Genomic DNA, 21,215 nt, shown 5'->3' on the forward strand with positions numbered 1-21,215 from the left:
CGGCCGCCCGGAGGCGGCCGCAGCTTCGAACCGCGAGATCACGTCAGGGTCATCCGCGCGACGAGCCGAGGAAGTAGAGACCGGTGGTGGCGGCACCCTGGAAGTCCTTGATCTTGGCCGGGTCGAACGCGGTGATCATCTTGGCGTGAAAGACCGGGTAGAGCGGTGCCTCGTCAGCGATCAGGTCGAGGGCCTGCTTCCACAGCGCGGACTGCTCGGCGCCGGACGACTTGGCGGCGTCCTCGATGAGCTGCGCGCACTTTCCCGCCTCCGGGGCGGCGGCCCAGCGGTGCCGGTTCTTCGTCCAGGTCTCGTTGAGGTAGAACCAGCGAAGCAGCAGGTCCACGTCCGGGCCGAAGACCGTGGGGTCACCACTGGCCGCGAGGACCCGGAAGCCGGCGCCGGGCACGATGGTGCCGTAGACCGCCGAGGAGGGCTTGGTGTTGAGGGTGGCGGTGACCCCGATCGCCTTCCAGGCGTCGATCAGCACCGGGGCGCTGTCCTTGACGAACGCCGCGTCGGTGGTGACCAGCTCGAACGACAGGTTGCTGACGCCCGCCGCGGCGAGCAGGCTCTTGGCCTTCTCCGGGTCGTAGCCGTAGACGGTCGCGGCCTTCTGGTACGCGGCGTTTCCCTCGTCCAGATAGCTGGTCGCCGGCGTGGCGTACCCCTGCAGTGCGGTTTGGATCAGCTTCTGGGTGTCGACCGCGTAGTGCAGCGCCTGGCGCACCCGCTTGTCGTCGAACGGCGCGGCGGTGCAGTTGAACATGAGGAAGAGCTGGTTGAAGGCCTGCTTCTCCTCGACGGTGCGGCCGTTGCCGACGGCTTCGACATCCAGGTAGGGCACCGCCTCGATGGCTTGCGACGATCCGCCCTGCAGGTCGTTGAGGCGTGCGGTGTTGTCCGGCGTGGTCCGCAGCGTGATCTTCTCGACCTTCGCCGGTCGCGGGCCGTTGTAGTTCGCGTTGACCGCCATCACCACACCCGCGGTGGCGTTGGCACTGACCACGGTGAACGGGCCGGAACCGATCGGGGCCGTATCGAACGCCTTGCTCGCGGCGGCGTCACCGGTCTTCGCCTTCGGCACGATCTTGATCACGGCGATGCGCTGCGGGAAGAGGCTGAACGGGGACTTGAGCCTGAACTCGACGGTGCGCGGGTCCTTGGCGGTCACCGCGTCGACGAAGGTGATGAAGCTGGCCATCAGCGACGCGTTCGCCGGGTCGAGGGCCCGCTGGAAGGACCAGGCCACGTCGTCGGCGGTGACCGGCGTGCCGTCGGAGAACTTCGCACCCTCGCGCAGGGTGACGGTCCAGGTCAGGTTGTCCGCACCGGCCGTGGGCAGGGCGGCTGCCAGGGCCGGGTACGGCTGCCGAGTGATCGGGTCGAGGTCGACCAGGGCTTCGAAGACGTGCTGGTTGACAGTGGTGGCGACCGCGCTGGAGGCGTTCATCGGGTCGAACCCGCTGGACAGGGTGAAGGCCAGGGTGGCCTCGATGGTCTTGCTGCCGGTGCCGGAGGAGTTGCTGTCGCTGCCGCCGCCGCAGGCGTTGAGACCCGCGGTGACGGCCGTGGCCGCACTCAGGATGCCGGCGTAGCGCAGCAGGTTGCGACGGGACACACCTTTGTTATCCATCAAGCTTCCTTAACGTCACGAGAATTATAGGACGTCCTACGTCCGACGTACTGTGTATGCGGTACCTTAAGAGCGAGCCCGCACAGGGTCAAGAGCGCCCGGAGGACCCATCCGTGACCAAGCCGCATCGCCCCGCCGTCAACCAGGATTGGCACGCCGACTCCCCCAGCGAGGAGACAACGGCGGCAAACCGCACCCTCCGGGGACACGACAGCCGGGGAAACACCGCACCCGCGAAGCGGCGGGCCACACCCGGGGCCGGCACCGCACGGCGCCCGAGCCGCACCGACGAGGTGCAGCAGCGGATCAAACAGCTCATCCTCGAACGCGGCCTGGCCGCCGGTGAGCCGATGCCCACCGAGCTGGAACTGCTCGACGAGATCAACGTCAGCCGCAACTCGCTGCGCGAGGCGCTCAAGGCGCTCCAGGCCGTCGGCATCGTCGAGATCCGCCACGGCTTCGGGATGTACGTCGGAACCATGTCGCTGGTCTCGCTCGTCGACGAGCTCACCTTCCACGGCCGCATGTCGCTGCAGGCCGGGCGCAACGACCTGCGCCACCTGGTGCAGATCCGCGAGGTCCTCGAGTTCGGCCTGATCCAGCAGGTCATCCAGCAGAACAGCGACGGCACTCCCCCGGTGAGCGAGGAACTGACCGCGGTGATGGACCGGATGGAGGCCGAGGCACGCGCCGGCGGCGTCAGCACCGCAACCGACAAAAGATTCCACGAGCTTCTGTACGAGCCTCTCGGCAACCCGCTCGTCACCCAGCTGCTGTCGGCCTTCTGGGACGTCTACCACGCCCTGCACGCCGAACTCGACGAGGCGGACGAGTCACCGGCCGAGATCGCCGCCCGCCACCGCCGGGTCTTCGACGCGGTCCGAGCCGGCGACGTGAACGAGTCGATCACCGCCCTGACCGAGCACTTCAGCGGCATACGCCGGCGCCTCAGCCCGCCCGAGCACAGCTGACGAGAATCCGCCGACGTTCCGCTGCGTCGGTGAACCGTGCGGCCTATCGTCGGATAAATGCGGAAAGTCATTGTCCTGCCGGTGACCGCGACCATGATCGCCGTGCTGGGGGCGCCGGCCACGGCCGGGCCGCCCGGCCCGGAGCAACTCCGGGACAAACTGCTCACCGCCGCTGAGCTGCCGGCGGGCTTCACCGCCGGCGAGAACACGGACGACACCAGAAATTTCGAGTACTACATCCCCTGCACCGAGGGTGAGGTGGTGACCGAGTACACGCCCGTGCCCACGGTGGTGCAGTCTGTCGGAACCGGGCGCAGCCGGGCGATCCGAGCCGAGCTCGGCCGGCCGGGCAGCCAGGCCGCCCACGAGTTCGTCCAGGGCTTCGCCGACATGCCGATCGTGTGCCCGGACTGGTCGGACGCGATGGCGGAGGACGAGCACCATCACTCCCGCCTGCCGCTTCCGGCGCTCGGCGACGCCTCAGCCGCCATGATCACCGTCATCGACGGCGCGACAACTCAGGAGGGCGAGCGGGTTCCACCGGAACGCATGCTGACCGCCGCCGTGGCGGTCGGCGATCTGGTCGTCCACTTCGAGATGCACGAGATCACCGAGGCCGACGACGCCGACTTCGTCGAGTTCGTCACCGCCGGGTCGAAGAAGCTCACCCAGGCCGAATGACGGTCGTAGCGATCTCCCTGCGCCGCCTCACGCGGCGGGAGCGGCCACCGCCACCGGCCTCGACCGGTCCGCGGTGCCACCGTCACCCAAAGCGCCGGAGCGCCCCGCACCCCAGCAATAGACCTTGGCGGCGCCGGTGAGCCCGCACGTGTGGTCCTCCCCCGCGGCGAGCTGGGTGAAGGCCACACCGGCTGGAGCTTGCACCGCCACCGGCCTCGACCGGTCGTCAGTCCCGCCGTCGCCCAGAGCGCCGGAGCCGCCCGAGCCCCAGCAGTAGGCTCTCGTGTCGCTGCCGAGTCCGCACGTGTGGCCGTTACCGGCGGCGAGCTGGATGAAGCTCACCCCAGCGGGGGCGCTCACCGCCACCGGCCTCGACCGGTCGTCGGTCCCGCCGTCACCCAGAGCGCCGGAGCCCTCCTCACCCCAGCAATAGGCCTGGTGGTCACCGGCGAGCCCGCAGGTGTGAAATCGGCCGACGGCCAGCTCGGTGAAGATCACCCCAGCGGGGGCGTCCACCGCGACCGGGCTCAACTGGCCGACTGTGCCGCCGTTGCCCAACTGACCGTAGACGCCGTTGCCCCAGCAGTAGGCCTTGGTGTCGGCGCCGAGACCGCACGTGTGGACGCCGCCGGCGGCGAGCCGGGTGAAGGTCACTCCGGCCGGGGCATTCACCACCTCCGGAGTCATCTGACGTACGAGGTCGGCGTTGCCCAGCTGACCGTAGTCTCCGTCGCCCCAGCAGTACGCCCTGGAGTCACCGGCCAGCCCGCAGGTGTGTTCGTCCCCGGCGACGAGTTGGGTGAAGACCACTCCGGCGGGGGCTCTCACCGCCACCGGACGCGCCTGGTCAGCGACGCCGCTGTTTCCTAACTGACCCTTGTATCCCCGGCCCCAGCAGTAGCTCTTGGTGTCGTTGCCCAGCCCGCACGTGTGGCTGCCCCCGGCAGCGAGCTGAGTCAGGGTGACCCCGGCGGGGGCCTCGACCGCCGTCGGCCGCGTCTGGCTGACGACGCTGCCGTTGCCCAACCGGCCGTGATCACCCTCGCCCCAGCAGTAGGCCTTGCCGTTGCCGTCCAGCTGGCAGGTGTGGCTGTTACCGGCGACCAGCCGGGCTGCGGAACCGTCCGTTCGCTGCGGGCCGGCCGGTCCGGCAGCCATCGCCGCCAGTATCGTCAGCGTTCCGGCCATCGCCACGGTGGAAGTCAGCACACGGCAACTCGATCACGGCCCGGGCGATCCGGGAGTCCCGTCAGGCGCCTCTCACCCGGCCGGGGCAGCCACGGCCACCGGCCTCGACTGGTTCGCGACGGCGCTGTTGCCCAGCAGACCCCCGGACCCGGAACCCCAGCAATACCCCTTGGTGTCACCGGCCAGCCCGCACGTGTAGTCGCCGCCGGCGGCGAGCCGGGTGAAGGTCACCCCGGCAGGGGCATCGACCGCCACCGGCCTCGACCGGTTCACGCTGCCGCCGTCGCCCAGCGCGCCGGAGCTTCCTGCACCCCAGCAGTAGGCCTTGGTGTCGTCGCCCAGCGCACAAGTGTGGTCGCCGCCGGCGGCGAGCTCGGTGAAAGTCACCCCATCGGGGGCGCCGACCGCGGTCGGCCTCAACCGATTCGCGGCCCCGCCGTCGCCCAGGGCCCCGGACTCGCCCTCACCCCAGCAATAGGTCACGGTGTCGTTGCCCTGCCCGCACGTGTGGCCGCCGCCGGCAGCGAGCTCGCTGAAGGTCACCCCGGCCGGAGCGTCCACCGCCACCGGACTCCACCGGTACACGACGCTGTTGTTGATGCCCAGCCGACCGTGATCACCCCGTCCCCAGCAGTACGCCCGGCCATCGCCGGTCAGCCCGCACGTGTGGTCGCCGCCCGCAGCGAGCCGGCTGAAGGTCACCCCGGCCGGAGCGTCCACCACCACCGGCCTCGACTGGCCCGCGACGCCACTGTTGCCCAGCCGGCCGTAGTCGCCGCGTCCCCAGCAGTACGCCCGGCCCTCGCCGGCCAGCCCACACGTGTGGTCGTCACCCGCGGTGAGCTGCCTGAAGGTCAGCCCCGCGGGAGCGTCCACCGCTACCGGCCGCACCCGGTCCGCGCTGCCGCCGTCGCCCAGCTGACCCATGTCGCCCCTGCCCCAGCAGTACGCCGTGACGCCGCCGGCCAGCCCGCACGTGTGGCCGTCACCGGCAGTGAGAGAACTGAAGGTGACTCCGGCCGGAGCGTCCACAGCCGCCGGACGCGCCCGGTTCGAGGTCCCGCCGTTTCCCAGCTGACCATGTGCCCCAGAACCCCAGCAGAGGGCCTTGCCGTCACGGGCCAGCATGCAGGTGTGGGAGCTGCCGGCGGTCAGCCGAGCCCCGGAGTCGTCAGAGGGCTGAGCCGGAGCCGGCCCGGCAGTCATCGCCGCCAGTACGGTCATGGTCCCGATCATCGACATGGTTGTTGTCAGCACGCGACAGACCCGATCACGGCGCCGCAGACCGCGGGCGGAACTGTAGGGCTTTCACCTATGCGGGGGACGGTCTGGTTCGGCCGCGAGACAGATCGAGCCCACGTTCGGTGACCGATTGATCAGCGCCCGTGCTTCCATGGGGCTGCGACCGCTGTCCCGGCCGCCGGAGGGACATGGTGCGACAGGTGAAATGGTGGGCGCTGGTGTCCTCCGCAGCCGCCCCCGTGGTGCTGATCGGCGGCTGGACGCTCGCCGCACAGCGCCAACCCGACGGCTTCGACAGCACGGTGGACACGATCAGCGCCCTGGCAGCGCGAAACGCCACCGACCGCTGGCTGATGACCGCGGCCCTGCTCTGCGTAGGCATCTGCCACGTGGTGACCGCATCAGGCCTGTCCCGGGCCGCCCCGGCCGGGCGGATCATCTTCGGTCTCGGCGGGGTGGCGACCATGCTCGTAGCCCTGTTCCCTTCCCCCACCACCGGCTCCGCACCGGAGCACGCCGTCTCCGCCGGGATCGCGTTCGCCGCCCTCGCGGTCTGGCCCGCCTTCGCCTGGCGCCGTCGTGACAGCACCCCACCCGCAGCACAGCCATTCGCCCTGCGGCCGATCGCGTCGTTCACCGCCGCCCTGGTGCTGCTCTGGCTCGTCGCATGGTTCACCGTGACCCTCGGCACCGGCGGCCCGGTCGGCCTGGCGGAACGCCTCGCCGCGGGTGCGCAGGCATGCTGGCCGTTCGCCGCGGCCCTGTCCAGCCGCCTCGCCTCCTACTCCACGGCTCGCGGCACGGCCCGCATGTAGAGGAAAGGCGGGAGCCCGAGATCCACCCTCGAGCCCCCGCAGCGCCGTCAGCGCGGTGTGTACGTGATAGCCGGCTGAGGCGGCGTCGCCATGTTCGCGCCGAGGAAGTAGTCGACGTGGTGGGACTGCATGTAGCCCTTGAGCGTCATCGCGTTGCGGTACGCCGGGTTGTGAGCCAGCGTGTACAACCGGGTACTGCTCGCCACATTCGTGGTGAAAATGATCAGCTCACTGAACGCCGCGTTGGTGTACACGACCTCTTCCCGCCAGTCACCGAGGATGTCCCCCGCAAACGTCGGCCCGCTCTGCGCCGCCGTCACCGCACCGAAGTTCCACGTGCTGACCAGCCGGGGCACACTGCCGCTCGCGCTCGGCGCGGCCGGGTTCCACTTCTCGATCTTCCCGGCGTTGAGAAGTTCCATCGTGGTGTCGCCGTCCCACCACAGGCCGAGCTGGGGCCACGGCGCCAGCGACTTGTTCGGTTCGGCGAGCCTGTTGGCGGGCGCGTTGTAGAGACCGGAGAACGACCACACCTCGTAGCCGGGGTTGCGCGGGTCGATGTCACCGGCCATGCCGCGGCCGACGTCACCGACACCGGACTCGACGTGCTTCCAGATGATCTGACCGGTACCGGCGTCGTAGTAGTACTCCCGCAGGCCGCTGGCGTTGTCCTGCTGCACGCCGTAGCCCTGCAGTCCGGCCCGGTTCGGGTCCATCTTGGCGATGTGGAACCGGTCGCCGTGCACGACACCCTGCGGGCCGAGGGTGTAGCGCAGCTTCCCGTCGCCGTTGAGGACGAATCCGATCTCGGCGATCTCGTCCCGGCCGTCACCGTCGACGTCGATGATGCGGGTGTTGTGGCCGTCGGGCAGGTCCTGGTTGCCGCGCAGGAACTTCCACTGCATGGTCACGGCACTGCCGGTGAACCGCCAGGCGGTGAACATCAGGTTGAAGGCACCACTGCCGACGCGGTTCTTCGTGTACGAGACAAGGCTCGGATTCACACCGTCGAGGTGCCCCACCCCGAACCGGGCCATCATCGGCCCGTCGGCCAGATAGTCGGTCGGCATCGCGGCGGTGGCCCGCGGCGCACCGGTCCGCCCGTCGAGGATGGCCACGAACTGCCGGTTGTTGTCCGCGTTGGTGAACGTGGTGCCGTTGCCGAAGCGGACCCCGTTCGCGATCCGCACCGCGACCTCGGCCCGCCCGTCGCTGTCCAGGTCGTACACGGTCACGCCGTCGTTGTGGCCCACGTCGATGGTGGCCGAGCCGCCCTCGATGTTGTCCTGGTTGGTGCTGTTCGGGCCCATGTTCATCGACCACAGGAACGTCCCGTTGCTCCGGTAGGCCTCGATGCTCTGCGGCGACGTCTGCCGGTCGATCACATAGTCGTACTCGCCGTCGCCGTCCAGGTCACCGGTCCACACGAACTTGACCGCTCCACCGGCGCGCAACGGCACCCGCACCACCGGCTCGACCGCGTTGTTCGCCTTCAGCGTGAACACGCCGCTGGCGGCCTGCTCAGCGCCGCCGATCACCGGGCGGACCCGGTAGGTGTTGGCCTGCGCCGCGTTCGCTGACGTGTCGGTGTAGTTCGTGCCGCCGGTCAGCACCGACGCGTTCAGCTTGACCTCGGCGCCACCGGCGGCGGACCGGTACACGTTGAATCCGATGCCGGCCGGGTCGAGGCCGAGCAACCGCCAGCTCACCAGCACGCTGCTGCTGCTCGCGCGGACCGCCACGACGCCGCGTCCGAGACTTTCCATCTTCCGGCTGCCCGCTGCCGCCGCGACGATCGCGGGTTCGGTGGTCGCGGCCGAGGGCAGCGCCGCCACCACGACGGCCGCCGCGGGAACCAGCAGGCCGGCCGCTGCGGCCAGGAGCCGGACCGGTAACCGGCGACGGGGATGAGGGTGGGACATGACGAACCTCTTTCACGGGGAACTCGGCGTCCGGCCGCCACCGGACGCGGGGGATGTCCCGAGGTGGTCCGGCCGGCAAGGGGGATTTCGGCCGGCCGCCACAGTGGCCTTGATGACCACAGTGCCGGGCCGCGGGGAGCTTCACGGCGGTGCAACCGTTTTACTCATCTGCGATCGCACCACGAGCCTTCGACGTCTGTCAATTGGCATTACCGCAGCAAGTTCTCGTTTCAGCGCCGCCGAGCGATCCTGCAAGCGTTTACCGTCACCACCTTCAGATGGACAACCGCGAGACTCCGCCGGGCGTCGGCGCAGGGGTTAAAGTGGAATACAGCCAGCGCATGGCGGATAGGAGCCTTCCGTGACCAGCTACCGCGTTGACGGCGACTGCTCGACGCCGCACCTGCACATCGACGCCGAGCCCGAGCCGGACGGTTCGATCCGCGTCGCGCTTACCGGCGAGCTCGACGGCGAAGAGGTCGACTTCCTGCGCAGCACCATGGCTGACGTGGTGCGGCATAACGCACCCGCTCCGATCCACGTCGACGCCGGCCGTCTGACCTTCGTCGACTCCGCCGGCATCCGTGCCCTGCTGACCTGCCGCCGGACGATCGACCAGGCCGGCTCACGGATGTCGATCCCCCGGGTCAGCCCGAACGTCTTCCAGGTCCTGGAGATCACCGGCCTGCTGGACGTCCTGGGTGTCGTCGAGCAGGTCGACGAGCTGCGCGCCGAACCGCGTTACCACCGGACGAGCTGACACCGCCGGGCCCACCGTCGAACGGATCAGGCGATCTTACGGCGGTAGACCGCCATCGCGACCAGACAAACCACGACCGTGATGCCGGCGCACCAGCCCAGGGCGAACCAAGCCATCGCTCCGTCCACGGAGGTCGCCCCCAGCCCGGCGATCGTCGCGACCCACGTCAGCGCCAGGGTGAACAGCAGGAGGATGCCCGCCACCGCGAGCCACGCCACTGCCGTAGGACTTGTGCAACCCCGTCGACGGTGATCACTCGCAGAACACCTGAACCTTCGCGCCCGGGTCGTCGACGTCGATGGTGACCTCGTCCAGCTGCTCGATGAGCTCTTCGAGGTGCTGCGGCTTGAGCTGGGTGAGGTCGATCGGCAGCCCGGATCTCTCCAGCTCCTCGTTGGCCCTGGTCAGTGCCTGCGGCGGGATGAGGCTGGTGAGCTTGACCCCGGCACGGAGCAGCTGGAGCGGAACCCGGACGTTGATCCGGCTGGGCCCCTCGCCCTCGCCGTTGTCCTCCGAGTTCACCACCACCCGCAGGTATTTGGGCCGGGCTCTCGCGACGGTCACGTCCGGCGGCGGCGGGACGGGCTGCTCACGCTGGACGGCGTCGATGAGCCGCTCGGCCTCGTCCGCGGTGATCTTCCCGGCAGCCAGCATCTCCAGGATCTGGCGGCGCTGTTCGTTCATCGGTGCTTCCTCTCGTTCATCTGATGTGGATCTTCAAGCCGAAGTGGTCATCCTCGATGTCGAGCCGGGTGCCCGGCAGCGCCCGGAGCAGCCCGCTCGCGCCACGCAGCGCTCCGGTCAGGCTGACCTTGAAAATGAGGCAGGCGACGAAAGCGGCCGACACCAGCAGCGGCAGCAGCACCAGCAGGACCGGAACGACCGGGACGAACAACCGCAGCCAGCTCCCGTCACGGCGACGGTGGCGGACCGTCACCAACTGCGGGATCACCGTGCCCTCTGCAGGTCGGCCAGCGCCTCCTGAACGGTGATCTCCCCACGCTGGAGGCGGTCGATCACCTCAGCACCGGCGGTCACCTCAGCACGGGCGGTCACCGGCTCGCCGTCGGCAGCGTCGAGATGCTCCGCGAAGTCGAGGCGCCCGGCGATCCGGTTCAGCCGCGACTTGATCGTCGGATAGCTCACCCCGAATATCCGCTCCATCTCCTTGATCGAACCGTGCGCCCGCACGAACGCGGCCACGAACACCTGGTCGTCGACGCTGAGCTGCGCCAGCTGCGGCGGCTCGAACCGGCCCTCGATCACCACACCGTTGCCACCGAGCCGCACCCGCTCGACAGTGAACGGCTTCCCCTGCGTCAGGTCGGTCAGTTCCTGCCAGTCCACCGTCGGCTCCTCGCATCTCGGCAACCTTGCCTGACTCAATGTCTACAGCAACAATCTGAAGACCTCAAGGGGCCAGACTTGATTTTCTTAATACAACAATCAAAGGAATCAAGATCATGGTGTACGCGCACCGCAGCGTCCGCCACCCGCGAGCAGCCCGCGTGCCGCTCGCGAGCAGCCCGCGATCAGCCGTTATAGGCCAGACCTATGTTTTGGATAGGAGAACGGTCTTGGACCCTCCGGCCGCGGTGTTGCCACAGTGCTAACACCCGGTCTCAAGGAGGCGGCATGGCATCCCCGACTTCCCGCGAAGGCGACACTCCGATTCCGGACGAGGTCGCCGGCACCCGGACCGACGTCGAGCAGGCGCTTCTCGGCGGCAGCACCTACCGCAGCCTCGGCGAGCAACGGCTGTCGCCGGCCGAGGAACGGTTCGAGAGGGGGCGCCGCCTGGTCGGCTGGTTCCTGGCACCGGCGGTCGCGCTGTTCTTCGGCGTGCTGCCCCTGGACCTGGAGGGTTCACAGCAGACGCTGGGAGCGGTCCTGCTCGGCGTGATCGTCCTGTGGATCTGTGAGCCGGTGCCGACCCCATTCGGCGGGCTCATCGGCGTCGCGGCGATCATCCTGCTGGGCGTGGCCCCCGCTGCCGACGTGCTGGATCCGTTCGGCTCCACGACGGTGTTCACGTTCATCGGCGCGTTCATCCTCGCCCAGGCGATGCTCAAGCACGGCGTCGCGCAGCGGCTCGCGTTCTTCGTACTGGCACTGCCCGGTGTCGGCCGGTCGACGACCCGGATCATCCTCGCCTTCGGCGCGATCACCTGCGTGGTTTCGGCGTTCGTGTCGAACACCGCGACAGTGGCGATGCTGATGCCGACCGCGATCGGCATCCTGGCGGTGATCGCACGGCTGATGCAGGACCGGGGCGTCGTGCGGGCCGATTTCGACCCGACACGGATCCGGGTGGGCGCCGCGCTGATGCTGATGCTCGCCTACGGCGCCAGCGTCGGTGGCCTGCTCACCCCCGTCGGCGCACCGCCGAACCTGATCGGCCGCGGCCTGATCGAGGAGGCCACCGGGCAGCGCATCTCCTTCGCCCAGTGGTCGTTGACGGCCCTGCCCATCTGCGCCGCGATGTTCGCGGTCCTCGGGGTCGTCCTGCTGCTCCTCAACCGGCCCGAGGTCCGCCGCATCGACGGCGTCGAGGAGTACATCAAGGCGCGGCGTGCCGAGCAGGGACCGCTCAGCCGGGCGGAGAAGAACACCATCGTCGCCTTCGTGTTCACCGTGGGCCTGTGGCTCGTACCGGCGGTGGTCGGCCTGATCGCGGGGACCGGCTCCAGCGCGTACTCCGTGGTCGACGACCGGCTCGACGAAGGGGTGGTCGCCGTACTCGGCGCCTCGCTGCTGTTCATCCTTCCGGTGAACTGGTCCCGCCAGCAACCGACGATGACCTGGCGCGACGCGAGCGAGATCGACTGGGGCACCATCCTGCTGTTCGGCACCGGCATCATCTTCGGCGCCATGCTCTCCTCCACCGGCCTGGCGAAGACCATCGGGGAACAGGCCTCGAGCTTCCTGGGACTCGGCAGCGCCTTCGCCATCACCGCCTTCGCCGTGGTCCTGGCCATCATCGTCTCGGAGACCACCAGCAACACCGCGTCGGCCGCGGTGGTCGTGCCGATCATCATCCCGCTCGCGATGGCCGCCGGCGTCGATCCGTTCGTCCCCGCGCTGGCGGCGACGTTCGGCGCCTCCTTCGGTTTCATGCTGCCCGTCTCGACGCCGCAGAATGCCATCGTCTACGGCACCGGATGCGTGCCCATCACCCGAATGATCCGCTCGGGTATCGCCTTCGACATCATCGGCGCGATCCTCATCATCACGCTGCTGCCGGTCATGGCACAGATCACCGGCATCGGCGGCTGATGACCGGCGTACTGACGAACCCGCCGTCTCGTCGCCACCGGGAAAGACCGTTAGGTTGATGTCGATGGACGTCCGCCAGCTCCGGTACTTCCTCGCCGTCGCCGACGCGGAGAGCTTCAGCAAGGCCGCCGAACGGCTCTACATCGCGCAACCGTCGATGTCGCAGGCGATCGCCGGGCTGGAACGTGAGCTCGGCGTCGCCCTGTTCCACCGTGTCGGTCGCGGCATCGTCCTCAGCGACGCGGGCCGCCGGCTCCTGGCACCCGCCCGTCAGGTCATCCGCGATCTCGCGACCGCACAGGCCACAGTCGACGCCGTCAGGGGCATCGCCAGCGGCCGGATCGACCTCATCACGATGCCGTCACCGGGCATCGAACCCCTGTCATCGATCATGCAGCGCTTCACCGGCGCGTACCCCGAGGTCACGGTCAGCATCGACGCGGCGTTCGTACCGGACGACGTGATCGACGCTGTCCGGACCGGAGCGGCCGAGATCGGCCTGCTCGGTGCCCCCGCCGCGATTCAGCTCGCCGACCTCGCCGTCACCGCCCTCGAGGACCAGCCCCTGGTCCTGGTCACGGCGCCCGGCGGGCCGTTCAGCGACCGTAGCCACATCACCTCCGCGGACCTGGACGGCCACCGGCTCATCGGCTCACAGCCAGGCTCCCTGATGCGGCACCTGGTCGACGACATCCTCGACCGTGGCGTCAAGGCGCACCTCGTCGCCGAGGTGGCCCATCGCACGTCCATCCTGCCGCTGGTCCTGGCCGGGGTCGGCGATGCCATCCTGCCGTCCAGCTGGTCCGATCTGGCCCGCCGGGCCGGCGCCGACGTGCTGCCGATCCGTCCCGTCTCCTACCTGCACATCGCCCTGGTGAGCCGGCGGGCTCAGCTCACCCCGGCCGCCCAGGCGTTCCTGACCATCGCCGCGGGTTGTGGGCCCAGCAACAACAGCGAACCGCCCGGTCCATAGGCCCCGCCTATCCACCGGATCGAAACCTGGTCTTGGACGTAGGTAAGTCGGGGCCGGTTACATGGGCGTGACGCCGCGCAGTGATGAGGTTGACGATGACGGAACGGATTTTCAGGATCGCCGCTATCCCGGCCGACGGTGTGGGCAAGGAGGTTGTGGCCGCCGGGCGCACGGTTCTCGACGCCGTCGCCGGGCAGTCGGGTGGGCGGTTCGCGTTCGAGTGGGACGAGTTCCCCTGGGGCTGCGAGTACTACGGGAAGACCGGCCTGATGATGGACCCGGACGGGCTGCGCACGCTGACGGCGTACGACGCCATCTACTTCGGTGCCGTCGGATGGGGCAACGTCCCCGACCACATCAGCCTGTGGGGCCTGCGCCTCAACATCACCCAGAACTTCGACCAATGGGCCAACGTACGCCCGGTCAAGTTCCTGCCCGGGGTCCGGAGCCCGCTGCGCAAGGCCGACGAGGTCGACCTGGACTGGGTGGTCGTCCGGGAGAACAGCGAGGGCGAGTACGCCGGGTTCGGCGGCCGCAACCTCAGCGGCCGGGGCCCCGGCAACGAGGTGGCACTGCAGACCGCGCTCTTCACCGACAAGGGCAGCGAGCGGATCATCCGCTTCGCGTTCGACCTGGCACGCACCCGGGCGGTCAAGAAGGTCTCCAGCGTCACCAAGTCCAACGCCCAGCAGTACGGCATGGTGCTGTGGGACGAGGTGTTCCAGCGGGTGGCCGGCGACTACCCGGACGTCGCGACCGAGAGCGTGCTCGTCGACGCCATGAGCGCCAAGTTCGTGCTGCGCCCGGAGGACCTGTCCGTGGTGGTCGCCTCCAACCTCAACGCCGACATCCTGTCCGACCTCGGGTCGGCACTCGCCGGGAGCCTGGGCCTCGCCGCCAGCGCCAACCTCAATCCGGAACGCCGCTTCCCCAGCATGTTCGAACCGGTACACGGCTCCGCACCCGACATCGCCGGTCAGGGCGTCAGCAACCCGATCGGCGCCATCGCCAGCGGCGCGCTGATGCTGCACCACTTCGGACTCACCGAGCAGGCACAGCACCTCGAGGACGCCATCGCCGCGGCGACCGGCGCGGGAGTGCTGACCCGTGACGTCGGCGGAACGGCCACCACCGCGGAGATGACCGCCGCCGTCATCGCCCATCTGCACACCGGTAAATGATCAAGAGACAAACCGGCAAAGGGTACGCGGAACTCGTTTCACCGTTTTCGCGGCTCTCCGGGGCGAGATCACCTGATCACGCGGGTTGCCATCGGCCACTTCTGCCTCATCGGTGGACCGTCATCACCGGTCCCGGCGACGCGGCCCTGACCTCGCCGCCGCGCGCCTAGCCTGAACGGCATGTCGTATGTTCCCACTCGCGACGGCCGCAAGAACCGCAGCGCCGCAGGCCGGGCGCCGTCCGTACCCGACCGGCTCGACGACCTCCACGGCCACAGCATCGGCCTCCTCGAAGTGCCGCATCACATGGCCGCCGGGCACCGCAGCCGGCGCCGCTACGATCTCGACGATCCGGCCCAGTGCCGGCACGCCTACCAGCAGGTGCTCTGTGAGGCGGCGAACTGCTGCGAGGTGGAGGACCTGCTGAACCCGGCCCTGCTGCGCCGGGTCTGGCGCGACCTGCACCTGCCCTCCAAGATCCGGGAGGCCTGGGAGGAGCGGCACCCGAGCCTGCGCCGCACGCGTGTCGCCAAGGCGGCACCGGCCACCGGCGTGAGCTCCGGTGGTGCCGCGCCCGCACCGGCCGAGGGCGGCCGCACCACCACGCGCGGCTTCGCCCGGCGCGGCCGGGTCCTGGTCGCGAAGTCCGTCGCCGGGCCACCACGGGGCAGGTGAGATTCAGTCCACTTCGGAGCGATACACCCATCGACACACCCAGCCGGGAACAGTGGAAATTCCCGTCAGCAACTAACGTGGGTGCCATGGCTTCGTTCAACGACACGGTGATCGACACATTCAGGGCCAACGACGGGGTGCTCGGCGGCCATTGGGAGGGCAAGACCACGCTGCTGCTGCACACCCCGGGCCGCAAGTCCGGCAAGAACTTCGTCAACCCGCTCGTCGCGGCACCCGACGGCGACTCGTACCTGCTCTGCGGCAGCGCCGGCGGTGCACCCGGCGACCCGCAGTGGGTCGCCAACCTGGAGGCCGTCGACGGCCCCGTCACCATCGAACTGGGCGCCGACACCCTCCAGGCGAACCACCGGGTCGCCCGCCCCGGCCGCGACGCGGACTGGGAGCGCCTCTACGGCCTCTGGCGCGCCTACTGGCCCGACGCCGCCGACTACGAGACGAAGACCGACCGCAAGTTCCCGATCGCCGTGATCACGCCCCTGCGCTGACCGCGCCGCGCAGCCACCCCTTCCCGGCACGTCCGGCGAGTGGGTGGCCGGCGGCGGCCGCCGCGTCGTGGCTGGGCGCGGGCGTCAGGCGCCGCGCAGCACGTCCCGGAGATCGGCCAGTTCCGTGACCGTGGGCAGGCCCACCAGGTGACGTCCCACGTCGAGGGCGTCGCGGGCGGTGAATCCCGGCCGGCTGAACCGCTGGGCGCAGTCGCGACCGAGCCGGTAGGTGAACAGGGCGTTGAGCGTCGAGTTGAGCGCCACCACCGCGGGGACACCGGCCACCGGGAAGGCGGCGATCAGCGGCAGCGCCAGCCAGGTCAGAATCTTCGAACCCAGGGTGTACGCGGCCACGCTCGCCAGCGCCGAGGTGACCAGCTTGGTGATCGTGGCCGGGGAGACGGTGGCGCCGGACCGGCGGGCGACGACGGTGACCATGCTGGTCCAGATGGCGGCCATGCCCGTCTCGTCGATTCCGGGGTGGAACAGGCCCGGCACACCGAGCCCGGCCGCGGCAAGCGTGGCCTTACGGATCGCCGACGTGGCACCCGGGTCCAGCTCCGCCGGCAGCAACTTCGGTGCGGACTTCGTCATCCCCTGAGGTTCGCGACAACCGGGCCCGGCCGCGCCGGGAACTTCCCCAGGTTCCGCAGCCGGTCAGGATCGTCGCAAAGCCTCGATCGGCTCGATCCTGGCGGCGCGCAGGGCCGGATAGAGGCCGGCGAGCAGGCCCACGACGGTGCCTGCCAGCGGTGCGGGCAACACCATCCAGGTGGCCAGGATCGCGGTCCAGCCGCGGGCGAGCGCGGTGCCGACCACGACGATGACCGCCAGGCTGGTGCCGAGGACACCGCCGACCGTGCCGACGATCGCGGATTCGGTCCAGAACTGCAGGGCGATGTGCCGTGGCCTGGCACCCAGCGCCCGCCGCAGGCCGATCTCGCCGGTGCGCTCCAGAACCGCGACGAACGTGGTGTTGGCGATGCCGACCGCGCCGATCACCAGGCTGATGCCGGCCAGCAGCAGGAGCAGCGAGTCCAGGTCGGACGCGACGCTCTCACGCAGATTCCGCGGGTCCAGCGGCTGGGCCACCGTGAACTGCGCGGGAGCGTCCGGTCGCAGCGCGAGCGAGACCTGCCCGGCGACCACCCCGGCGGCGCCCACCCTGGTCTCGACCAGCATCTTCGCCGGTTCCCGCGGCGGACCGTAGGCAGGACGCGCCGTCCCCGACGGAATGGTGATGCCGAGCAGCAGTTCCGGCAGCCGCTTCAGATCGGCGACCACACCCATGACGGTGTACGGGGTGCCGTTGATGAAGATCACCGGGTGCTGGTCCGGGCGGGAGATGCGCAGCCTGCGTGCCACGCTCTCGCCGACCACGGCGACCCGCTCGCCCCGCCCGTTGTGGAAACCGTCGTAGAGGCGCCCGGTCCGCAGCACCGGGCGTGCCGCCGCCAGCGCACCGGGGTCCGCCGCGTAGAGCGGGATGTCGCCGCCGTCGCCGGGCAGACCCGGTACGCCGGTCACGGACGGCTCCTGCAGCGGCAGCTTCCAGTAGACGCCGGCCTCGGTCACGCCGTCGATCCGTTTGACCCGCTGCTCGGCGTCGGCGGGGAAGCTGATCGGCGGCCTTCCGGGACCGCCCCGCTCGGCGGGACCGGCGTCCTCGACGGTCACCTCGGTGGCGGCGAGCTCGGTGAACCGCTTGTCGATCTGGCCGTTGGCGGTCGCGGTGAGGCCGAGGACCGCCACGAACGCGCCGATGCCCAGCACGGTGCCGAGCATGGTCAGCATCGAACGGCCGGGGCGTTGCAGCATTCCCGCTGTCGACTCGGCGAGCAGGTCGCGCAACGGCAGGCGCGACGGTTCGGTGACCCGTGGTGGCTTACTCACTGACGATCCCGTCGCGGATCGTGAGCGTACGCTGCCCCCGCCCGGCGACCTGCGGATCGTGGGTGATCAGGATGATGGTGAACCCCTCGTCGTGCAGGCCGGTCAGCAGTTCGAGCACCACCGTGGCGGTCGCGCTGTCCAGGTTTCCGGTGGGCTCGTCGCACAGCAGCAGGCTGGGCCGGTTGACGAGCGCCCGGGCGACCGCGACCCGCTGCCGTTCCCCGCCGGACAGGGTGGTCGGCAGCGCCTGCGCCCGGTGCGACATCCCGACCCGCTCCAGCGCCTCGGCGGCGTTGGCGTGGCGCCGCGCGGACGGCAGCCCGGTGTAGAGCTGCGCCAGCGTCACGTTCTCCAGCGCACTGCGGTACGGCAGCAGGTGGAAGGTCTGGAACACGAAGCCGATCCGCCGCGCGCGCAGCGCCGTCCGGTCGGCCTCCTTGAGACCGCCGGCGTCCACACCGTCCAGGTGATAGGTACCGCAGGTGGGCCGGTCCAGCAGGCCGACCACGTTCAGGAACGTGGACTTACCGGACCCGGACGGGCCGACCACGGTGACGAACTCGCCCGCGCGGACCGCGAGGTCGGTCGGTGCCAGCGCTTTCACCGGCTGGGGGCCGGGGTACGTCAGTCCGGCGCCCCGCAACGCGACCACCGCATCGGTCATCGGCGTGTTGATCATCGGCTCACTGGTCATTGACTCAGCACGACCTGGTCGCCGGGTTCCAGCTGCCCGTTCACCGGCGCCACCTCGACGAACCCGTCACCGGAGATCCCGGCGTCGACCTCGACACGCCGCTGGGCGCCGTCACCGTCGGCGACCGTGACCACCGTGCTGCCGTCGGCGGCGGCGCTGACCGCGGACAGCGGTACGACGAGCACCTCCCCCTCGGACCGGGCGGCGGTGACGGTCACCCGGACGTCGAGGCCGTGCCAGGTGCTGGCCAGAGCCTTGGCCGGTTTGACGGTGATCGGGACGAACGGCGCCGCGGACTCGTCGTCGGGTTTCGCGGTGACCTCACCGATCGCGCTGATCACCCCTTCGGCGTCGGCACCCAGCGACTCGGCGGTCAGGCCGACCGCCATGCCCTCCCGCAGCGCCTCGGCGTCCTGCGGCGGCACCTTCGCGGTCACCGCCAGATCGCCGGTCGCCACCGTGATCAACGGTTCCTTGACCGGATCCCCGAGACCCGCGCCGAGCTTCGAGACCGTGGCGGGGAACGCCGGCAGGAACAGGACCTCGGACGACGGCACCATCGGCCCGGTCTCGGCCACCAGGTCGGCCAGATCCTGGCGGGCCCGTTGCAGGGCCCGCTTGGCCTGCGCTGTCGGGCGCGCGGCAACCGCCTCCTGGGCCGAGGTGACCGCGTCCTGCGCGGCACGCAGCGCCTCACGCTCGTCCGCCCCGTCGTCCCCAGCGGTGGTGGCGGGCGCGAACCCGGCACGGTCGTAGAGTTTCTCCACGGCCCGTTTGGTCGCCGCCCCGAAGTGCCCCTTGTCGTCCCCGCCGCCGTAGAACTCCAGCTTGCGCAGCGCGGCCTGGAGTTGCGCGACGTCCTCACCCTCGTCGCCGGGCCGCAGGTCGCGATAGGCCGGAACCTTTCCCTGCAGCGCGATCAGCGGCCGCCCGGAGACGCAGAGCAGCATCTTGCCGGGCCGGACCGTCGCGCCGGCCCTGGTCTTCACCGCGGTGACCACGAGTGCGCTCGCCCGCTGCGCCGAGACCGGCGTCATCTGCACCTGCCGCACCGAGCCGACCTGACCGCGGACCACCACCGTGGAGGCCAGCACCCGTTTCTCCACGGGACTGGTCAGGGCGGTGCGGTCCGGCGGCTGCGCCTCGGCCCGCTGCTGCGCGGGCGACTTCACGAAGGCGGCGCCGGCCACCCCGCCGACCGACACCAGCGCGGCACCGGCGGCGATCAGCGCGAGGGCTCGGCCCCTGCGGTTCACCGCTCCCCCATCACCCGGGCACCACGCCCGGTCAACGGTCCTCCGCCACAACCTGCGCGGCGTTGCGGGCATGGGCCTGCCAGTACTCGCGGAGCACGGTCAGCGCCTCGGAGTTCTGCTCGTACGCGCGCTTCTGGTAGGCGACCTCCACGGCAGCCCTGATGTTGATCAGGTTGACCTCCTTCTTGCAGGCCACGTCGGCGACGGCAACGGTGATCTCCCGGCCGGTCGGCTTGTCCGTGACGAAGGCGGGGTCGTTGACGGCCTTGCCCGGGTCCGCGTAGTCGAATCCGGAGCGGCGCATGCACTCGCTCCACTTCGTGAACACGTCCTGCACCCGACTGTCGGCCTCGGCCCGGTCGAACGACTCCTGGCGCAGCCGGTCACCCAGCCGCGGATCCGGCACCTCCGGCGTGCCCTCGGCGAGACGGCGGCGGGTCTCTCCCGCGCAGCCGCCCTCCGGAACGGGCTGCCCGCCGTAGGTGCGGGGCCCCTCACCGGCGGCCACCGACTCGTACGCGGCGGACGTCTCACCCGACGGAGCGGCCGGCTTGGGTGACTCGACGTCGGCGGGCAGGTGGTAGCCGTAGCCCTTGGCGGACGCCGCGTCAGCCAGCCCGTACCGGCGCTCGATGCCCTGCACCTTCGGCGTGGCGGCGTCGGCGGCCGGATCGGCGGGCGGCGTGAACCCGAACTTCTTCATGCACTTCTCGAAGAGCAGCTTGTTGGCCTGCAGAACGGTCTGCCGGGACACCCCGTACGCCTTGTGCTCGTCGAGCGGCAGCGCGAACGCCCGCAGATCACCCACCTCGACGACCTCGATCCGCGGCTCCCCGCCCTCGTCAGCCGCCTCGCCGGCGGCGCACGCGCCCAGCGACAACGCGGCAAGTGCCAGAACGGCGGGCAGTGCGCCCGCCCTGAATCCCCCGTGCATGCGATCTCCTGACGACACGCGTGATGGCCCTCCGATGTGGAGGGCCATCACGTAAGCCTGAACTTTTCTACAGCATTACGAACGATCCGTCAGCACTGATTCGATCAGCACTGATTCGATCAGCACTGATTCGATCAGCACTGCGAGGGGCCGAGCTTGAAGTGCGAGGAGGCGACGTCGTTGTAGCCGATCATGTAGTTGACCGACTCGTTCGGGTACGCCTCCCACTCACTTCCGGTGAAGTAGTGGCCCGTCGTCATGACGAAGCAGTACGTCCCGTTCATGTTGCGGTAGGAACTGATCGCGTCGTAGAGCCGGTAGCCGTTCGCGAACGTGTCACCGTCGTGATAGGTGTCGTTGTCCCCGTTGGACTTGTACTCACCGCCGCTACGATCCTCGTTCTGGTACGCGCAGAAGTAGGGGCTCGAACAGGCGGCGGAGGCGGGACTGGCGACCCACCCGGAAACGCCGACTGCTAGAACCGTGGCGGATGCGGCCATGACGAATCTGCTGAGCACAAGCAACTCCCCGTGGATGCACAGCGTGGCCGACCTCTTATCGGCCATCAGCTGAGGTCGATGTCTGGTCGCCCCGGACGGTAGCAGCGCACCA

Annotated in this window: 22 protein-coding genes and 1 pseudogene; 9 read left to right on the forward strand and 14 right to left on the reverse strand. The window is 69.8% G+C overall.

Annotated elements, in window-relative coordinates; genetic code table 11:
* Window positions 1–49 precede the first annotated feature (49 nt).
* Complete coding sequence (locus tag ACFQV6_RS22805) at window positions 50–1,636, reverse strand: ABC transporter substrate-binding protein (protein ID WP_378029576.1); 1,587 nt, start codon at window positions 1,634–1,636, stop codon at window positions 50–52.
* A gap of 113 nt (window positions 1,637–1,749) precedes the next feature.
* Between ACFQV6_RS22805 and ACFQV6_RS22810 the strand changes: the two genes are divergently transcribed.
* Together ACFQV6_RS22810 and ACFQV6_RS22815 are read left to right on the forward strand one after the other, a co-directional pair.
* On the forward strand, window positions 1,750–2,607 hold the full coding sequence (locus ACFQV6_RS22810) for a FadR/GntR family transcriptional regulator (protein WP_378029577.1): 858 nt from the start codon (window positions 1,750–1,752) through the stop codon (window positions 2,605–2,607).
* Between the two features lie 57 nt (window positions 2,608–2,664).
* Window positions 2,665–3,288, forward strand: a complete 624-nt coding sequence (locus ACFQV6_RS22815) for a hypothetical protein (RefSeq protein ID WP_378029578.1) — start codon at window positions 2,665–2,667, stop codon at window positions 3,286–3,288.
* A gap of 27 nt (window positions 3,289–3,315) precedes the next feature.
* Here the strand turns inward: ACFQV6_RS22815 and ACFQV6_RS22820 are convergent, their stop codons facing one another.
* Together ACFQV6_RS22820 and ACFQV6_RS22825 are read right to left on the reverse strand one after the other, a co-directional pair.
* Complete coding sequence (locus tag ACFQV6_RS22820; protein ID WP_378029579.1) at window positions 3,316–4,497, reverse strand: RCC1 domain-containing protein; 1,182 nt, start codon at window positions 4,495–4,497, stop codon at window positions 3,316–3,318.
* A gap of 51 nt (window positions 4,498–4,548) precedes the next feature.
* Window positions 4,549–5,700 (reverse strand): RCC1 domain-containing protein, encoded by a 1,152-nt coding sequence (locus tag ACFQV6_RS22825; protein WP_378029580.1) that lies wholly within the window; start codon window positions 5,698–5,700, stop codon window positions 4,549–4,551.
* 206 nt (window positions 5,701–5,906) lie between these two features.
* On the opposite strand from ACFQV6_RS22825, the gene ACFQV6_RS22830 reads away from it, so the two are divergent.
* Window positions 5,907–6,533: a DUF998 domain-containing protein gene (locus ACFQV6_RS22830; protein ID WP_378029581.1), complete on the forward strand. Its 627-nt coding sequence runs from the start codon at window positions 5,907–5,909 to the stop codon at window positions 6,531–6,533.
* Between the two features lie 47 nt (window positions 6,534–6,580).
* Here ACFQV6_RS22830 and ACFQV6_RS22835 read toward each other — a convergent pair whose 3' ends face one another.
* Window positions 6,581–8,455, reverse strand: coding sequence for a hypothetical protein (locus ACFQV6_RS22835; protein WP_378029582.1), 1,875 nt, complete (start codon window positions 8,453–8,455; stop codon window positions 6,581–6,583).
* A gap of 361 nt (window positions 8,456–8,816) precedes the next feature.
* Between ACFQV6_RS22835 and ACFQV6_RS22840 the strand changes: the two genes are divergently transcribed.
* Entirely contained in the window at window positions 8,817–9,215 is a 399-nt protein-coding gene (locus ACFQV6_RS22840; protein ID WP_378029583.1) for an STAS domain-containing protein, read from the forward strand.
* A gap of 26 nt (window positions 9,216–9,241) precedes the next feature.
* Here the strand turns inward: ACFQV6_RS22840 and ACFQV6_RS22845 are convergent.
* From ACFQV6_RS22845 to ACFQV6_RS22860, 4 genes and pseudogenes are all read right to left on the reverse strand, one after another.
* Window positions 9,242–9,433, reverse strand: a pseudogene (locus ACFQV6_RS22845) (hypothetical protein); the annotation flags it as partial.
* A 34-nt stretch (window positions 9,434–9,467) separates the two neighbouring features.
* Complete coding sequence (locus tag ACFQV6_RS22850; protein WP_378029584.1) at window positions 9,468–9,899, reverse strand: hypothetical protein; 432 nt, start codon at window positions 9,897–9,899, stop codon at window positions 9,468–9,470.
* 16 nt (window positions 9,900–9,915) lie between these two features.
* Window positions 9,916–10,167 (reverse strand): hypothetical protein, encoded by a 252-nt coding sequence (locus tag ACFQV6_RS22855; protein WP_378029585.1) that lies wholly within the window; start codon window positions 10,165–10,167, stop codon window positions 9,916–9,918.
* Window positions 10,164–10,562: a DUF2089 domain-containing protein gene (locus ACFQV6_RS22860; protein ID WP_378029586.1), complete on the reverse strand. Its 399-nt coding sequence runs from the start codon at window positions 10,560–10,562 to the stop codon at window positions 10,164–10,166. Before ACFQV6_RS22860 ends, ACFQV6_RS22855 begins: the two co-directional genes overlap by 4 nt.
* A 288-nt stretch (window positions 10,563–10,850) precedes the next feature.
* On the opposite strand from ACFQV6_RS22860, the gene ACFQV6_RS22865 reads away from it, so the two are divergent.
* The 5 genes from ACFQV6_RS22865 (at window position 10,851) to ACFQV6_RS22885 (ending at window position 15,826) form a co-directional block, all read left to right on the forward strand.
* Window positions 10,851–12,491, forward strand: a complete 1,641-nt coding sequence (locus ACFQV6_RS22865; protein WP_378029587.1) for an SLC13 family permease — start codon at window positions 10,851–10,853, stop codon at window positions 12,489–12,491.
* Between the two features lie 58 nt (window positions 12,492–12,549).
* A complete protein-coding gene (locus ACFQV6_RS22870) occupies window positions 12,550–13,464 on the forward strand; it encodes a LysR family transcriptional regulator (protein WP_378029588.1) in 915 nt (304 codons plus the stop codon).
* A 95-nt stretch (window positions 13,465–13,559) separates the two neighbouring features.
* A complete protein-coding gene (locus tag ACFQV6_RS22875; RefSeq protein ID WP_378029589.1) occupies window positions 13,560–14,645 on the forward strand; it encodes a tartrate dehydrogenase in 1,086 nt (361 codons plus the stop codon).
* Window positions 14,646–14,825: 180 nt separating this feature from the next.
* Entirely contained in the window at window positions 14,826–15,320 is a 495-nt protein-coding gene (locus tag ACFQV6_RS22880) for a hypothetical protein (protein WP_378029590.1), read from the forward strand.
* A gap of 86 nt (window positions 15,321–15,406) precedes the next feature.
* On the forward strand, window positions 15,407–15,826 hold the full coding sequence (locus ACFQV6_RS22885; protein WP_378029591.1) for a nitroreductase/quinone reductase family protein: 420 nt from the start codon (window positions 15,407–15,409) through the stop codon (window positions 15,824–15,826).
* An 84-nt stretch (window positions 15,827–15,910) separates the two neighbouring features.
* On the opposite strand, the gene ACFQV6_RS22890 is transcribed toward ACFQV6_RS22885, so the two are convergent.
* The 6 genes from ACFQV6_RS22890 to ACFQV6_RS22915 form a co-directional block, all read right to left on the reverse strand.
* On the reverse strand, window positions 15,911–16,420 hold the full coding sequence (locus ACFQV6_RS22890; RefSeq protein WP_378029592.1) for a hypothetical protein: 510 nt from the start codon (window positions 16,418–16,420) through the stop codon (window positions 15,911–15,913).
* A gap of 63 nt (window positions 16,421–16,483) precedes the next feature.
* Window positions 16,484–17,719: an ABC transporter permease gene (locus ACFQV6_RS22895; protein WP_378029593.1), complete on the reverse strand. Its 1,236-nt coding sequence runs from the start codon at window positions 17,717–17,719 to the stop codon at window positions 16,484–16,486.
* The gene (locus ACFQV6_RS22900; RefSeq protein ID WP_378029594.1) at window positions 17,712–18,413 is read right to left on the reverse strand and encodes an ABC transporter ATP-binding protein; all 702 of its coding nucleotides are present in this window, start codon (window positions 18,411–18,413) and stop codon (window positions 17,712–17,714) included. Before ACFQV6_RS22900 ends, ACFQV6_RS22895 begins: the two co-directional genes overlap by 8 nt.
* Window positions 18,410–19,669, reverse strand: coding sequence for a peptidoglycan-binding protein (locus tag ACFQV6_RS22905; protein ID WP_378029595.1), 1,260 nt, complete (start codon window positions 19,667–19,669; stop codon window positions 18,410–18,412). Before ACFQV6_RS22905 ends, ACFQV6_RS22900 begins: the two co-directional genes overlap by 4 nt.
* A 31-nt stretch (window positions 19,670–19,700) precedes the next feature.
* A complete protein-coding gene (locus ACFQV6_RS22910; protein ID WP_378029596.1) occupies window positions 19,701–20,603 on the reverse strand; it encodes a hypothetical protein in 903 nt (300 codons plus the stop codon).
* Window positions 20,604–20,737: 134 nt separating this feature from the next.
* Window positions 20,738–21,121, reverse strand: coding sequence for a peptidase inhibitor family I36 protein (locus tag ACFQV6_RS22915; protein WP_378029597.1), 384 nt, complete (start codon window positions 21,119–21,121; stop codon window positions 20,738–20,740).
* Between the last annotated feature and the right edge of the window lie 94 nt (window positions 21,122–21,215).

The sequence above is a fragment of the Actinoplanes sp. GCM10030250 genome (assembly GCF_042666575.1).
Taxonomy (GTDB): domain Bacteria; phylum Actinomycetota; class Actinomycetes; order Mycobacteriales; family Micromonosporaceae; genus Actinoplanes.

Bases quoted from the DNA above. Each gene is read 5' to 3' on its own strand.
- ACFQV6_RS22825 (WP_378029580.1), bottom strand. From the start codon at position 5,700: ATGACCGTACTGGCGGCGATGACTGCCGGGCCGGCTCCGGCTCAGCCC.
- ACFQV6_RS22865 (WP_378029587.1), top strand. From the start codon at position 10,851: ATGGCATCCCCGACTTCCCGCGAAGGCGACACTCCGATTCCGGACGAG.
- ACFQV6_RS22835 (WP_378029582.1), bottom strand. From the start codon at position 8,455: ATGTCCCACCCTCATCCCCGTCGCCGGTTACCGGTCCGGCTCCTGGCC.
- ACFQV6_RS22890 (WP_378029592.1), bottom strand. From the start codon at position 16,420: ATGACGAAGTCCGCACCGAAGTTGCTGCCGGCGGAGCTGGACCCGGGT.
- ACFQV6_RS22880 (WP_378029590.1), top strand. From the start codon at position 14,826: ATGTCGTATGTTCCCACTCGCGACGGCCGCAAGAACCGCAGCGCCGCA.
- ACFQV6_RS22900 (WP_378029594.1), bottom strand. From the start codon at position 18,413: ATGACCAGTGAGCCGATGATCAACACGCCGATGACCGATGCGGTGGTC.
- ACFQV6_RS22850 (WP_378029584.1), bottom strand. From the start codon at position 9,899: ATGAACGAACAGCGCCGCCAGATCCTGGAGATGCTGGCTGCCGGGAAG.
- ACFQV6_RS22830 (WP_378029581.1), top strand. From the start codon at position 5,907: ATGGTGCGACAGGTGAAATGGTGGGCGCTGGTGTCCTCCGCAGCCGCC.
- ACFQV6_RS22805 (WP_378029576.1), bottom strand. From the start codon at position 1,636: ATGGATAACAAAGGTGTGTCCCGTCGCAACCTGCTGCGCTACGCCGGC.
- ACFQV6_RS22875 (WP_378029589.1), top strand. From the start codon at position 13,560: ATGACGGAACGGATTTTCAGGATCGCCGCTATCCCGGCCGACGGTGTG.
- ACFQV6_RS22885 (WP_378029591.1), top strand. From the start codon at position 15,407: ATGGCTTCGTTCAACGACACGGTGATCGACACATTCAGGGCCAACGAC.
- ACFQV6_RS22870 (WP_378029588.1), top strand. From the start codon at position 12,550: ATGTCGATGGACGTCCGCCAGCTCCGGTACTTCCTCGCCGTCGCCGAC.
- ACFQV6_RS22910 (WP_378029596.1), bottom strand. From the start codon at position 20,603: ATGCACGGGGGATTCAGGGCGGGCGCACTGCCCGCCGTTCTGGCACTT.
- ACFQV6_RS22815 (WP_378029578.1), top strand. From the start codon at position 2,665: ATGCGGAAAGTCATTGTCCTGCCGGTGACCGCGACCATGATCGCCGTG.